The organism is Ostreiculturibacter nitratireducens (genome assembly GCF_032670585.1).
Lineage (GTDB): Bacteria > Pseudomonadota > Alphaproteobacteria > Rhodobacterales > Rhodobacteraceae > Ostreiculturibacter > Ostreiculturibacter nitratireducens.
In genome coordinates this window covers 713,463-727,251 of the sequence record NZ_JAVQHL010000001.1, presented here as the reverse complement: position 1 = coordinate 727,251, position 13,789 = coordinate 713,463, and the positions used below count along the sequence as shown (strand labels likewise).

The following is a 13,789-nucleotide window of genomic DNA, read 5'->3' as shown; positions in this document are numbered from 1 at the left end:
TCCGAGACGGTGCGGGAGCGTCGTCAGGGACACGCAGCCTTTCAGGACGCGCTGCGGCTGTAGCGGCACCGCAGCAGGTAGTCCTTCCGAGGACCGGTAACGGTCCATTCCGCTTCCCATTCGGGCCAGCCGGCGAAATCGTAGCGGACGGCATAGTGGTCCGGCGCGCAGAGATGCTCCGCGAGGGGGGCGGGATTGTCCGCGTCGAACTCGTGAAACGGGCGGCCATCGGCATAATCGACCGCGATCCTTCCGGCTTCCTCACGCCAGAGGTAGCGGCGCTCGGCTGCGAGGGGTCGCTGGCCCGCAAGGCTGAGCAGGCCGGTTTCCTCGTAGGCGAGGCCGGTTGCAGCGGGGGTGAAGCGGGCCTCTCCCTCGAAGTGCCCCTCGACACCGGCGCGGCGGTCATGGAGGCGCTTCGTCAGGCGCCACGTTCCAGCGAAATCCGATAGCCGCAAGTCCGGTGTCCCCTGTTGGAGGTGTGATCGGCGGGGAACCTATGGCACTGAGGCGGTCAGCTCAATGCCATCCGCTTTTGCGCCGGACAGGTGCTGTTGCCAGCGATGCCGCTGCCGGGTCATATGGGGCTGCGCCGGGGCCTTCCTTCCGGCCAAGAGCGGCGGCACGGAGAGGCCGGAGTGACCGAGGCGAAGCCGAAGATCTACCTTCTTTCGAGCATCCGAAACGAGGGGCCCTTCCTGCTGGAATTCGTGGCTCATCATCTCGTCCTGGGATTCGACCGGATATTCATCGCGTCGAACGACTGCGACGACGGCTCCGCGGGGCTTCTGTCGGCGCTCGACGCCGCGGGCTACGTCACCCATGTGAAGAACCGCGTGAAGCCCGGCGAGATCCCGCAACACGAGGGCTACAGGAAGATCCGGGCGGCGCATGACATCGATTCCGCCGACTGGCTGATGATGCTGGACGCGGACGAGTTCCTGAACGTTCATGTCGGCGATCATGGCGTCGACGCGCTGGTGGCCGAAGCGCCCGAGGATGTCGACGTCATCGCCCTGAACGCCGCGACCTTCGGCAGCGGAGGGGAGGCAGAGTGGCGGCCCGGTCCCGTCACGGGCATGTTCCACTACCGGCACGAGACGGCGCATCCGGTCAACGCACCGGTCAAGACGCTTTCCCGGCGGCCCGGCGACTACAAGAAGATCCACAACCACTCTCTGGTGGGATATCGGGGCACGAAGCTGCCCCTGCGGGTCATGCGCGCGGATGGAAGCATGTTTGACATCGACCACGAACGACCGATCTGGCGGCAGCTGAGGAACTTCCCGGTGAAGCGGATCAGCCACGGCATGGCGCAGTACAACCATTATGCGGTGAAGACCTGGGACAGCTACCAGGCGCGTCGCGACCGGGGGCGGGGGGCGGCGCCGAAGGGGGAAGAGAACCTGCGCCACGACGACGCCTATTTCACCGAGCGAGCGATGGCGGCCGAGCGGGACGACACGATCCTGCGCTATGCGCCGGCGCTGGCCCTCAAGATGGAGGAAATGCTCGGCGACGGCTCCATCCGGCGCTGGCAGGAACGCACGGAGGAGAGGTATCGGGCCCGCGTGGCCTCATACCGCTGACATCCCGCCTGCATCCCTTGCCACCGGGCGGCTTGCGGTCTAAGGGGGCGGGGCCTGTTTTTCCCGAGAAAGGCCACCTCATGATCCCGCGCTATTCCCGCCCCGAAATGGTCGCCATCTGGTCCCCCGAGACCAAGTTCAAGATCTGGTATGAGATCGAGGCTCATGCCTGCGACGCGCAGGCGGAACTGGGCGTGATCCCCAAGGAAAGCGCGGAAGCTGTCTGGAAGGCGAAGGACGTGGAGTTCGACATCGCCCGGATCGACGAGATCGAGGCCGTGACGAAGCACGACGTGATCGCGTTCCTGACGCATCTGGCAGAGCATATCGGTTCGGAAGAGGCGCGGTTCGTCCATCAGGGGATGACGTCGTCCGACGTGCTGGACACGACGCTGAACATCCAGCTGGTCCGTGCCGCCGACATCCTTCTGGCCGACATGGACAAGCTTCTGGCTGCCCTCAAGAAGCGCGCCTACGAGCACAAGGATACGGTCTGCATCGGCCGCAGCCACGGCATCCACGCCGAACCGGTGACTTTCGGCCTCAAGATGGCCGGTGCCTATGCCGAGATGGAGCGGAACAAGAACCGCCTGGAAAAGGCGCGCTGGGAAGTGGCGACCGGGGCGATTTCGGGCGCCGTCGGCACCTTCGCGAACATCGATCCCAAGGTCGAGGAACATGTCTGCGCGAAGCTGGGGCTGAGGCCGGAGCCGATTTCCACCCAGGTGATCCCGCGCGACCGTCACGCGATGTTCTTCGCCACGCTCGGCGTGATCGCGAGCTCGATCGAGCGAATCGCCGTGGAGATCCGGCACCTGCAGCGGACCGAGGTTCTCGAGGCGGAGGAGTATTTCTCGCCCGGACAGAAGGGCTCCTCTGCGATGCCGCACAAGCGGAACCCGGTCCTGACCGAGAACCTGACGGGGCTTGCCCGTCTTGTCCGAATGGCAGTAGTGCCGGCGATGGAGAACGTGGCGCTCTGGCACGAGCGGGACATCTCCCATTCCTCGGTCGAACGGGGGATCGCGCCGGACGCGACGATCACGCTCGACTTCGCGCTGAACCGGCTGACCGGGGTGATCGACAAACTTCTCGTCTACCCCGAGAACATGCTGACAAACATGAACAAGTTCCGCGGGCTGATCCATTCGCAGCGCGTGCTCCTGGCGCTGACCCAGAAGGGCGTCAGCCGCGAGGCCGCATATGCGATGGTGCAGCGGAACGCGATGAAGGTCTGGGAAAAGGGGGCGGATTTCATGGCCGAACTCAAGGCCGACCCGGAAGTTCGCGCGGCGCTGTCGGAGGCCGAGATCGAGGAGAAATTCGACCTCGGCTATCACACGAAGCACGTGGACACGATCTTCCGGCGCGTCTTCGGCGAAGGCTGAAGCCGGCCGGTAACGGCCCCGTGATTTTGTGGATCGGCTCTCTCGTGGTCTCCTTGGGCATCGTCAACCGAGGAGATCGAGATGAGAGCGCTTTTCTCCGCCCTTGCCCTCGCTTTGATGCCGGTCGCGGCTTTCGCACAGGGCTGCGGGCATGAGCAGCGGGCAAATATGAGCTGCGCCGAGGGCCAGGTCTGGGATGAGGCGACGAAAGCTTGCGTCGTCCAGACAAGCTGACCGCCAGTCTGCGGGTAATTCGCCGTTAACGGCTTCCGTGCCAGTGTCCGGCCATATCCATTGGCCGGAGTTTTGTGTTGTCTTCGCTTGCGCCCTTGCCCGGCTTCGGCGCCGCTCCGGTAACAGGTGCGGCGCCGCGGCCCCTCCCGTTGACGAAAAGGCAGAAGGCGGCAGTGATCGTGCGGCTTCTCGTGTCGCAGGGCGCGTCGCTGCCGATCGCGGAGCTTCCCGAAGAGCTTCAGGAGAGACTGACAGAGGACTTCGCGGAGATGCGCCTGATTGACCGCGATACTCTGCAGGCGGTCGTTGAGGAATTCGTCCGCGAACTCGACGCAATCGGCCTTTCTTTCCCGGGCGGGATCGAAGGGGCGTTGACGATGCTCGACGGCCATCTGTCGCCCTCGGCCTCGAACCGGCTTCGGCGCATGCTAGGGGCTTCCGGTAAGGGTGACCCCTGGGAGCGGATTTCCGGACTCGATGCCTCCCGGCTCCTCCCGGTTCTGGAGGCGGAATCCGTCGAGGTGGGCGCTGTCATGCTCTCGAAGCTCGCAGTGTCCAAGGCCGCGGACCTTCTGGGGAGGCTCCCTGGCGAGAAGGCCCGGAGGATCGCCTACGCGGTGTCGCTGACCGGAAACGTGGACCCGGAGACAGTGCGGAGGATCGGGCTGTCGCTTGCCGTGCAACTTGATGCACAGCCAGCCAAGGCATTCGACACGAAGCCCGTGGACCGCGTCGGCGCCATCCTGAACTATTCCAAGGCCGTGACGCGGGAAGCGGTGCTGAAGGGCCTCGAGGAGGAAGACAGGGTCTTTGCCGAGGAGGTGAAGAAGGCGATCTTCACCTTCACGAACATCCCCATGCGGATCGACGCGCGCGATGTGCCGAAGATAACGCGGGCCGTCGATCAGGCCGTTCTGGTTGCTGCATTGGCGGGCGCGAAGGGTGAGGACGCGAAGTCGGTGGAGTTCATCCTCGCCAATATCTCGCAGCGGATGGCGGCGAATATCCGGGAAGAGATGGAAGCCCTTGGCAAGGTCAAGGAGAAGGACGCCGAGGAGGCGATGAGCGCCATTGTGGCGCGCATCAGGGAGATGGAGGCGTCCGGCGAGATCTTTCTGATCGCGGGCGACGAGGATTGACGCGCACCTCGGGCGCGAGAACCTCGCGCAATGTGCCGTGAGGGAAGCGCGCCACCGTGTCCACCACCTGGAACGACTTCGTCCTGCATCACGCGCGTTACCCTGGGACTTGCTCTCGGCGGTGCTTGACCTAACGGCACGTTGTGCTTGCACGGACGGCCCCATTGTTCTCAGACGCCACAGCGCCTAAAGCCCCGGTAGCATGCGCGAGTGGAGCGGGCGGGTGATCGGATCGGTTGGCAGGATTGGAGCGACGGCGCAGGGGATCCTCCTGATCCTCGCGGGCGTCCTCCTGTTCTCGACGATGGACGCGCTCGCCAAGCACCTGACGCAGGACTACCACGCGATGCAGGTCGTCTGGGCGCGCTATTCCGGGCAGACGGTGCTGGTCGCGCTGATCGTGGTACGTCGCCTGAGATCCGTCCTGCGGACCGAGCATCCCTGGGTCCAGGGCTTGCGGTCGGTGATGCAGTTCGGGGCGACGTCGCTTTTCTTCCTGTCGCTGGCGCATATCGGGCTTGCCGAAGCCACGGCGATCATGGACCTCAACCCGGTGCTCATCACGCTTGCCGCGGCCATTTTCCTTGGGGAACCGATTGGTCCACGGCGGGTCATGGGCGTGCTTGTCGCGATGGCGGGGGCGATGATCGTGATCCGGCCGGGATTGGGCGTGTTCCAGCCGGCGGCGCTTCTGCCGCTTGCGGGGGCGTTCTGCTATGCAGGCTTCGCGGTTGCCACGCGCTGGATTGCGGGGCGCGACGGGGTCTTTACGTCGCTGGTCTATGCGGCGCTCCTCGGCACGCTGATCACGTCGGTTCTTCAGCCGTTCGTCTGGCGGCCGATCGCTCTTGGGGATCTCTGGGCGTTCCTCGCGATAGGGGCGCTGGGGGCATTGGCGCAGATGTGCCTCATCCGGGCCTTCACCCAGGCCGAGGCCGCGGTTCTGGCGCCGTTCGGCTATGTCGGGCTGATCTTCGCCGCCTTCTGGGGCTTTGCCGTGTTCCGGGAATTGCCGGACCGCTGGACGGTCGTGGGTGCGCTTGTGATCGTGGCGGCCGGACTCTATGTGTGGCACCGGGAAGCGCAGATCGCGCGGCGCAAGGCCCGGGGGCAGGGATGACGCAGCCGAATGAAAAGGCAACGCTGGGTGATCACCTGGCGGACTGGGCCTTTCGAGCGGTCCTGGGATTTTCGCTCCTGTTTCGGTACGAGCGTCGGGTTGCGATGGCGGGATGGCTGACGTCGCATCTCGTGGCGCCGCTCGCGGGCTATCGCAGCAGAGTGCGGGAGAACCTGGCGCTCGCTTGCCCCGACATGCCACGTGCCGAGGTCGAGCGTCTTGCGCGGGCCGTGCCGGACAACGCGGGCCGGGCGCTTGCGGAGATCTATTCCGGCAAGGAATTCCTCGACCGGATCGCCGCGGCCGATCCTCTTGAGGGACCAGGACTGCCTGTCCTGGAGGCCGCGCACGAGGCAGGAAAACCTGTCATCCTCGCCGTTGCACATTTCGGGAACTACGATGCGATGCGCGCGGCGCTGGTGGCGAGGGGCTTCACCGTGGGCGCGGTCTATCGGCCGATGCAGAACCCGGTGTTCAACAAGCACTACGTGCGGGCCATTCACCGGATCGCGGAGCCCCTGTTTCCACGAAACCGGGCGGGCTTGGTCGAGATGGTGAGGTTCCTGAGAAAGGGCGGGTTCCTGGCGTTGGGGACCGACCAGCACATGGGTCGGGGGACGGAACTGAGGTTCTTCGGGTTGCCAGCCAAGACCACGCTGAACCCTGCGGAACTCGCGCTGAAATACGATTGCGAAATGGTGCCGGTTCACGCGATCCGCCAGCCGGATGGGCTGAGCTTCGTCGTGCGGGTCGATGCGCCGATCCCAAAGGGCACGCCCGAGGAGATGATGCAGGCGGTCAACGACAATCTCGAGGCCGTGGTGCGGGAGCACATGGACCAGTGGTTCTGGATTCATCGCCGCTGGAAACAGCCAAAGCCCAAGACGCGCCGAAAAAGGGCCTGAGTCATCCAAAGGAGTCTGTCGGGAACAGACGGGCCTCAAATGCAAAGAGCCGCGCCGGGGTGTCCGGCGCGGCTCCTTTGTTTCAGCGAGGGCGCTGGCTTCAGGCCGCGCCTTCCTCGTCCTGACCGGCGGCGCCGATGTCCTCGAAGAGTTCCGAGATCTCGAATTCCGCGGCGGCTTCTTCCTCGGCGGCGAGTTCCTGGATCGACTTGCCCGACGCCTGAAGCTCGGCTTCTTCGGTCGAGCGGGCGACGTTCAGGGTGATCCGGGCAGTGACCTCGGGGTGCAGGACCACGGACACGGTGTGAAGACCGAGTTCCTTGATCGGGCGGTCGAGGACGATCTGCTTGCGGTCCACCGAGAAGCCATCGGCGGTCGCTGCGTCGGCGGCGTCACGCGGAGTGACGGAGCCGTAGAGCGCGCCAGCGTCGGAGGCCGAGCGAATCACGATGAAGGACTGGCCTTCGAGCTTTTCGGCGGCGGCCTCGGCTTCCTTGCGGGTTTCGAGGTTGCGCGCTTCGAGCTGGGCCTTCCGCTCTTCGAACGACTTGATGTTCGCCTCGTTGGCGCGCAGCGCCTTGCCCTGGGGCAGGAGGAAGTTGCGCGCGAAGCCGTCCTTGACGCTGACGACGTCGCCCATCTGGCCGAGCTTGGCCACGCGTTCCAGAAGAATGACTTGCATTGGTCTGGCTCCTTACTTCACGACATAGGGAAGGAGCGCGAGGAAGCGGGCGCGCTTGATGGCGCGCGCGAGTTCACGCTGCTTCTTGGCCGAGACGGCGGTGATGCGGGCGGGCACGATCTTGCCACGCTCGGAGACGTAGCGCTGCAGGAGACGCACATCCTTGTAGTCGATCTTCGGCGCGTTCTCACCCGAGAAGGGGCAGACCTTGCGACGACGGAAAAACGGTTTGTTCGCCATGGGTTAAGTTCCTTTCCCCGAGCCTTCGATCAACGACGCTCGCGACGGTCGCCGCGGTCACCGCGGTCGCCACGCTCGTCACGCTTCTGCATCTGCACCGAGGGGCCTTCCTCGTGCGCATCGACCTTGATGGTCAGGACGCGCATGACGTCGTCGTGCAGACGGGCGAGACGCTCCATTTCCTGCACGGCGGCCGAGGGCGCGTCCGAACGCAGGAAGGCGTAGTGGCCCTTGCGGTTCTTGTTGATCTTGTAGGCCATCGTCTTGACGCCCCAGTACTCGCTGTCGACGACCTTGCCGCCGTTGTCCGCGAGGACGGTGCCAAAATGTTCGATGAGGCCTTCGGCCTGCGCGTTGGAAAGGTCCTGACGCGCGATGAGTACATGCTCGTAAAGCGGCATGCGGTCTCCTGTCTCGTCTCAGGCGGCTTCATAGGCGGGGCCAACCCTTCCGCGGCCCGCCACGAGAGGCTTCGCCGGTTGCGTTTCGATGCGAAAGGATGGGGCCTTATACACGCGCGGCGCAGGGATGCAAGGACAATGGCGGTGCGCAGGGCCGCGGCGCGGCGGGGAACGCGCGGATTGCGCGGGAGGGCGCCGCGCGTTATTGCGAAGCAAGGTCTGAAACAGGGGGACACATGAGCCGGGCATTCGTTTTTCCGGGGCAAGGGGCGCAGGTGATCGGCATGGGCAAGGCACTGGCCGACGCCTATCCGGCAGCTCGGGCGGTCTTCGAGGAAGTGGACGCGGCGCTGGGTGAGAGCCTGAGCGCGCTGATCTGGGAGGGCGAGGCCGAGGTGCTGACGCTCACGCAGAATGCGCAGCCGGCGCTGATGGCCACGTCGATCGCGGCGATGCGCGCGCTTGAGGCAGAGGGAATTCCGGTCACCTCGGCCGCCTATGTCGCCGGTCATTCGCTGGGCGAGTATTCGGCGCTTTGCGCGGCGGGTTCGCTGAGCCTCGCGGACACGGCGCGTTTGCTGCGGCTGCGTGGCAAGGCCATGCAGGAGGCCGTGCCCGTCGGCGTTGGCGCGATGGCCGCGCTGCTGGGCCTCGACTTTGAGACTGCCGCAGAGGTGGCTAAGGAAGCGGCGCAGGGCGAGGTCTGCCAGGCGGCGAACGACAACGATCCCGCGCAAGTCGTCGTGTCCGGGCACAAGGCGGCCGTGGAACGGGCCGTCGAGATCGCGAAGGCCAAGGGCGCCAAGCGCGCGGTGATGCTGCCCGTATCCGCGCCCTTCCACTGCGCCTTGATGGAACCCGCTGCGCGGGCGATGGCGGAGGCGCTGGACGACGTCCATATCGAGGCGCCGAAGGTGCTCGTGGTCGCGAACGTGACCGCCCAGCCCGAGGATGACCCCGCGACAATCCGTTCATTGCTCGTCGAGCAGGTGACGGGATCGGTGCGCTGGCGGGAATCGGTTCTCTGGATGGCCGGCAAAGGCGTGAACGAGTTCTGGGAGATCGGCGCGGGCAAGGCGCTGTCGGGCATGATCCGGCGTATCGCGTCCGAGGCCGCGACGCGCGCCGTCGGCACGCCCGATGACGTCAAGGCGGCAGCCGGGTCCTGAGCGGCGAGGTCGCGCCTCGGCGGGGCCCGATGGCGACGGACCGGTTCGACCAGAGTGAAATGGGAAATGCAGGCGCTGACCTGCGCGATTTGAAGGAAACGGGCGGATGTTCGATCTGACTGGGAAGGCGGCGCTTATCACGGGCGCTTCGGGCGGAATCGGCGGCGAGATCGCCAAGGCGCTTCACGGCGCGGGGGCGACGGTCGCCCTCTCGGGCACGCGGGTCGAACCCCTCGAGGCGCTGGCGGCAGAGCTTGGCGAGCGTGCGCATGTCCTGCCCTGCAACCTGTCGGACGCGGCCTCGGTCGAAGCGCTGCCGAAGGCGGCGGCGGAAGCCATGGGTGCTGTCGACATCCTCGTGAACAACGCGGGCATCACGCGGGACAACCTCTTCATGCGGATGTCGGACGAGGAATGGCAGTCGGTCATCGACGTGAACCTGACCTCGACCTTCCGGCTGTGCCGGGGTGTGCTGCGCGGCATGATGAAAGCGCGCTGGGGCCGGATTGTGAACATTTCCTCCGTGGTCGGCGCGACGGGGAACCCGGGGCAGGGCAATTACGCAGCCTCCAAGGCCGGCATGGTTGGCATGTCGAAGTCGCTCGCGGCGGAAGTCGCATCGCGCGGGATCACGGTCAACTGCGTGGCGCCGGGCTTCATCACGACGGCCATGACCGAGAAGTTGAACGACGAGCAGAAGGCGCGAATCCTTGGTTCGGTGCCTGCTGGCCGGATGGGCGAACCTTCGGAGATCGGGGCCGCCGTGCTCTATCTCGCGAGCCCGGAGGCCGCTTACGTGACGGGCGCCACGCTTCACGTCAACGGCGGCATGACGATGATCTGAGGCCGCTGAATCTGCCCATTGCGAAAGCGTTTGCCTGAGCCATAGACTGTGCTATAGGCGGCGCAGATTTGCCGGGGGTCCCTTCGCGGGAGCCACGGGATGCCTGGCGAAAGCGGGGCGTGAGCCGCTCTAAGGAGCAAGGGACCTAAAGACGGGCGGATAGGCCCGTGACATATGAGGATTGGACATGAGCGACATCGCAGATCGCGTTCGTAAGATCGTTGTCGAGCATCTGGGCGTTGACGAGGACAAGGTGACTGAAAACGCCTCGTTCATCGACGACCTGGGCGCTGACAGCCTCGACACCGTGGAACTCGTCATGGCCTTCGAGGAAGAGTTCGGCATCGAGATCCCGGACGACGCTGCCGAGACGATTCAGACCTTCGGCGATGCGGTGAAGTTCATTACCGAAGCCGCCTGAGCGAGTTCGGTAAAGACGGTTTGGAACGGCGCCCGCTCGCGGGCGCCGTTTTCGTTTTCGGAGGAGCGGGGATGGCGAATCTGGGCGAGATGTTCGGGGCGGGGGCATCCGAAACCTTCATGGGTCTTCCGGCCTGCGAGGACCTTGCGCAACTCGATGCGGGAATCGCGCTGATTGGCGCGGACTGCGCGACACCCTATGAAAGTGTAGGCGCCTATTGCGCAGGCGGCCCCGCCGCGATCAGGGCCGGCGGAGCGGCCTATGCCGCGAATCTGCTCCACATGAATTTCGACCTCGGCGGGCCGGTCTTTCCGGGGGGCATTGATGCCGTCGATGCCGGGAACCTGACGCTCGATCCGGCGGATGCGGAGGCGAACCGCCGAAAGATTGCCCGTGCCGTGGGGCATGTGCTCGACCGGGGCGCGGTGCCGGTGCTGCTTGGTGGCGACGACAGCGTGCCGATTCCAATGCTCGAGGCTTTCGGGGGCCGGAACCGCGATTTCACGATCCTTCAGATCGACGCGCATATCGACTGGCGCGACGAGGTGGGCGGAGAGCGCCAGGGGCTCTCTTCGACCATGCGGCGCGCCTCGGAGATGCGGCATGTGAGCCGGATCGTGCAGGTGGGGCAGCGCGGCATCGGTTCGGCGCGGATGGCTGATGTGGCGGCGGCGCGCCAGTGGGGCGTGGAGTTCGTTCCGGCACGGGAGATCGCGCGAGAGGGCATCCTGCGGGCCGCGTCACTGATTCCGGAGGGAGCGGAAGTGATCGTGTGCCTCGACCTCGACGCGCTGGACCCGTCCGTGATGCCGGCGGTGATCGGGCGAACGGCCGGGGGGCTCGGCTATTGGGACACGGTGGAGTTGATTTCCGCCGTCGCGGGGCGGGCGCGCATTGCCGGTTTCGACATGGTCGAATTCATGCCGGCGCGGGACATCGACGGGCAGGGCGCGCTGGTCGCGGCGCAACTTCTCGCGGCGGTCCTCGGGATCATCGCCCGTCAGGGCAAGGCGTGACCCCGCGCGGTTCGCCGCCAGCGGGGACAGGGCTTGTTGCGCGCGCCGGGGGCGGCGTGTAAACGGTCGGGAAATGCCAATTCAACCGGGGGAGGCGCCATGCGTCGGGTCGTGGTCACGGGTTTGGGAATGGTCACGCCGCTGGCTTGCGGTGTCGAAGAGACGTGGAAGAGGCTGATCGCCGGTCAATCCGGCGCAGGGCCGATCACGCGCTTCGACACGTCGAACGTCATCACCACATATGCTTGCGAAATTCCGTTTGGTGACGGAACCGAAGGGACATTCAACCCGGACGACTGGATGGAGCCGAAGGACCGGCGCAAGGTCGATGACTTCATCCTCTATGGTATGGCGGCGGCCGACATGGCGGTGCGCGACGCGGGCTGGACACCGGAGGACGAGGAAAGCCGGTTGCGCACGGGCGTGATGATCGGTTCGGGGATCGGCGGGCTCACCTCGATCGCCGAGGCGGCGATCCTGATCAAGGAACGCGGCCCCAAGCGGGTTTCGCCGTTCTTCATTCCCGGCGCGCTGATCAACCTGATCTCGGGCCAGGTTTCGATCCGCTACGGGTTCAAGGGGCCGAACCACGCCGTGGTGACGGCCTGTTCGACAGGCGCCCACGCCATTGGCGACGCGGCGCGGCTGATCCAGTGGGGCGACGCGGACGTGATGATCGCGGGCGGCGCCGAGGCGCCCATCAGCGAGATCGGCATCGCCGGGTTCAACGCCTGCAAGGCCCTGTCGACGAAGCGCGCGGGCGAGCCGCAGAAGGCTTCGCGCCCCTACGACGCGGACCGGGACGGTTTTGTCATGGGCGAGGGCGCCGGCGTCGTCGTGCTGGAGGAATACGAGCACGCGAAGGCGCGCGGGGCGAAGATCTACGCCGAGGTGCTGGGCTATGGGCTTTCGGGTGACGCCTATCACATCACTGCGCCGTCCGAAGATGGCGAGGGCGGCTTCCGTTCGATGAGTGCGGCGCTGGCGCGGGCCGGCATCCGCCCGGACGAGATCGACTACATCAACGCGCACGGCACCTCGACCATGGCGGACACGATCGAGCTGGGCGCGGTCGAGCGGCTCCTGGGGGACGCGGCGGCGAAGGCGACGATGTCGTCGACCAAATCGTCGATCGGGCACCTTCTGGGCGCCGCCGGTGCGGTAGAGGCGATCTTCTCCGTGCTGGCGATCCGTGACCAGATCGCGCCGCCGACGATCAACCTCGACAACCCGGCGGTCGAGCCGAAGCTAGACCTCGCCGCGAACAAGGCGGTCGAGCGGAAGATCGACGTGGCGCTGTCAAACTCCTTCGGGTTCGGCGGCACCAACGCGAGCCTCGTGCTGGGCCGGGTCAAAGACTGATGTGGCGGAACATCGCGTCCAACTTCCTCACGGTCCTCGTTGTCATCCTGATGGCGGTGGGCGGCTTGATCGCCTGGGGGCAGCGGCAATACGTGGTGCCGGGGCCCCTGACCGAGGCGATCTGCCTTCGGGTCGAGGGGGGCGCGAATTTCCGCACCGTCGCGGCCGATCTTCGTGAGCAGGGCGCGATCACCAGCACCTACATCTTCCGGACAGGCGCGGACTACGAGGAGAAGTCCGGCCAGCTAAAGGCAGGGTCGTTCCTGATCCCGCCTGGGGCGTCGATGCAGGACATCGTGGAGACGATCACCACGGCCGGGCCGTCGACCTGCGGGACGGAGGTGAACTTCCGCATTGGTGTTCTCGCCGGGGATGTGGTTCTGCGCGAGCTTGACCCCGCCACGAGCGAATACGTGGAGGTGGTGAAGTTCGATCCGGCGGTTGATGAGGCTCCCGCTGAGTTCATCGAGGCTGCGCAGGAGGCTGATGTCCGGTTCCGGGTGACCCTTGCCGAGGGGGTAACGAGCTGGCAGGTCGTCGAGTCGCTGAAGCGGGCCGATTTTCTGACCGGTGAGGTTCGGGAGATTCCACCCGAGGGTATGCTTGCGCCGGACAGCTACGCGGTTGCACGAGGCGCGGACCGTTCGGCGCTTCTTTCCGAGATGCAGGAAAGGCAGGAGAGGATCTTGGCGAATCTCTGGGAGGAACGTGCTGACGGCTTGCCATACGAGACGCCGGAGGAGGCGCTGATCATGGCTTCTCTCGTCGAAAAGGAAACCGGCGTGCCCGAGGAGCGGCGCCAGGTGGCGAGCGTCTTCGTGAACCGCCTGGATCAGGGGATGAGGCTGCAGACCGACCCGGCGGTGATCTATGGCGTGACCAACGGGCAAGGTGCGCTGGGCCGGGGCCTGAGGCAAAGCGAGCTGCGGGCTGAGACGCCCTACAACACCTATGTGATCGACGGGCTGCCGCCGACGCCTATCGCGAATCCGGGACGGGCGAGCATCGAGGCGGCGCTGAATCCGGACGAGACGGATTTCCTGTTCTTCGTCGCCGACGGCACTGGCGGCCATGCCTTTGCCGAAACGCTCGAGGAGCATAACAGGAACGTCGCCAAGTGGCGCGCGATCGAGGCCGAACGGGAGAAGGCCAATCCCTGACGAGCGAACTTTGCGTTAACTGACTGTTAATACTATATTTCTTGACTTTCCGAGCGGTCCTGGGTATACGTTCAGGCATGCTAGGAAAAGTGGGCGAGCGGCTCGGGGAAACCCGGTGC

Annotated in this window: 15 protein-coding genes; 11 read left to right on the top strand and 4 right to left on the bottom strand. The window is 65.6% G+C overall.

Translation table 11 applies throughout. The annotated features are described in order from the left end of the window. Positions 1-41 precede the first annotated feature (41 nt). Complete coding sequence (locus ABCN56_RS03455) at positions 42-458, bottom strand: DUF6314 family protein (RefSeq protein WP_343079370.1); 417 nt, start codon at positions 456-458, stop codon at positions 42-44. Between the two features lie 180 nt (positions 459-638). On the opposite strand from ABCN56_RS03455, the gene ABCN56_RS03450 reads away from it, so the two are divergent. The 5 genes from ABCN56_RS03450 to ABCN56_RS03430 all read left to right on the top strand — a co-directional run bounded on the left by ABCN56_RS03450 (position 639) and on the right by ABCN56_RS03430 (position 6,375). Beyond that, positions 639-1,589 carry a glycosyltransferase family 2 protein gene (locus tag ABCN56_RS03450; protein WP_343079369.1) on the top strand — a complete coding sequence of 317 codons (951 nt, stop codon included), beginning with the start codon at positions 639-641 and terminating at the stop codon, positions 1,587-1,589. A gap of 80 nt (positions 1,590-1,669) precedes the next feature. Next, positions 1,670-2,977: an adenylosuccinate lyase gene (gene purB, locus ABCN56_RS03445; RefSeq protein ID WP_343079368.1), complete on the top strand. Its 1,308-nt coding sequence runs from the start codon at positions 1,670-1,672 to the stop codon at positions 2,975-2,977. Positions 2,978-3,288: 311 nt separating this feature from the next. Next, a complete protein-coding gene (locus ABCN56_RS03440) occupies positions 3,289-4,350 on the top strand; it encodes a flagellar motor switch protein FliG (protein ID WP_425466066.1) in 1,062 nt (353 codons plus the stop codon). Positions 4,351-4,552: 202 nt separating this feature from the next. Then, the gene (locus ABCN56_RS03435; RefSeq protein WP_343079367.1) at positions 4,553-5,470 is read left to right on the top strand and encodes a DMT family transporter; all 918 of its coding nucleotides are present in this window, start codon (positions 4,553-4,555) and stop codon (positions 5,468-5,470) included. Next, positions 5,467-6,375: a lysophospholipid acyltransferase family protein gene (locus ABCN56_RS03430; RefSeq protein ID WP_343079366.1), complete on the top strand. Its 909-nt coding sequence runs from the start codon at positions 5,467-5,469 to the stop codon at positions 6,373-6,375. The genes ABCN56_RS03435 and ABCN56_RS03430 overlap by 4 nt, the downstream gene beginning before the upstream one ends. A 100-nt stretch (positions 6,376-6,475) precedes the next feature. On the opposite strand, the gene rplI is transcribed toward ABCN56_RS03430, so the two are convergent. From rplI to rpsF, 3 genes are read right to left on the bottom strand one after another with little or no spacing between them, the layout of a single operon-like run. Beyond that, on the bottom strand, positions 6,476-7,057 hold the full coding sequence (gene rplI / locus ABCN56_RS03425) for a 50S ribosomal protein L9 (RefSeq protein WP_343079365.1): 582 nt from the start codon (positions 7,055-7,057) through the stop codon (positions 6,476-6,478). Between the two features lie 12 nt (positions 7,058-7,069). Next, a complete protein-coding gene (gene rpsR / locus ABCN56_RS03420; RefSeq protein ID WP_343079364.1) occupies positions 7,070-7,297 on the bottom strand; it encodes a 30S ribosomal protein S18 in 228 nt (75 codons plus the stop codon). Positions 7,298-7,326: 29 nt separating this feature from the next. Beyond that, the gene (gene rpsF / locus ABCN56_RS03415) at positions 7,327-7,698 is read right to left on the bottom strand and encodes a 30S ribosomal protein S6 (protein WP_343079363.1); all 372 of its coding nucleotides are present in this window, start codon (positions 7,696-7,698) and stop codon (positions 7,327-7,329) included. 236 nt (positions 7,699-7,934) lie between these two features. Here rpsF and fabD point away from each other — a divergent pair, with 236 nt between their 5' ends. From fabD to mltG, 6 genes are all read left to right on the top strand, one after another. After that, on the top strand, positions 7,935-8,867 hold the full coding sequence (fabD, locus tag ABCN56_RS03410) for an ACP S-malonyltransferase (RefSeq protein WP_343079362.1): 933 nt from the start codon (positions 7,935-7,937) through the stop codon (positions 8,865-8,867). 106 nt (positions 8,868-8,973) lie between these two features. Next, positions 8,974-9,711 (top strand): 3-oxoacyl-ACP reductase FabG, encoded by a 738-nt coding sequence (gene fabG / locus ABCN56_RS03405; RefSeq protein WP_343079361.1) that lies wholly within the window; start codon positions 8,974-8,976, stop codon positions 9,709-9,711. A 187-nt stretch (positions 9,712-9,898) separates the two neighbouring features. Beyond that, positions 9,899-10,132: an acyl carrier protein gene (locus ABCN56_RS03400; protein WP_343079360.1), complete on the top strand. Its 234-nt coding sequence runs from the start codon at positions 9,899-9,901 to the stop codon at positions 10,130-10,132. A 71-nt stretch (positions 10,133-10,203) separates the two neighbouring features. Continuing rightward, positions 10,204-11,148: an arginase family protein gene (locus tag ABCN56_RS03395; protein WP_343079359.1), complete on the top strand. Its 945-nt coding sequence runs from the start codon at positions 10,204-10,206 to the stop codon at positions 11,146-11,148. A 99-nt stretch (positions 11,149-11,247) separates the two neighbouring features. Beyond that, on the top strand, positions 11,248-12,510 hold the full coding sequence (fabF, locus tag ABCN56_RS03390; RefSeq protein WP_343079358.1) for a beta-ketoacyl-ACP synthase II: 1,263 nt from the start codon (positions 11,248-11,250) through the stop codon (positions 12,508-12,510). Then, positions 12,510-13,670, top strand: coding sequence for an endolytic transglycosylase MltG (mltG, locus tag ABCN56_RS03385; protein ID WP_343079357.1), 1,161 nt, complete (start codon positions 12,510-12,512; stop codon positions 13,668-13,670). The genes fabF and mltG overlap by 1 nt, the downstream gene beginning before the upstream one ends. Positions 13,671-13,789 lie beyond the last annotated feature (119 nt).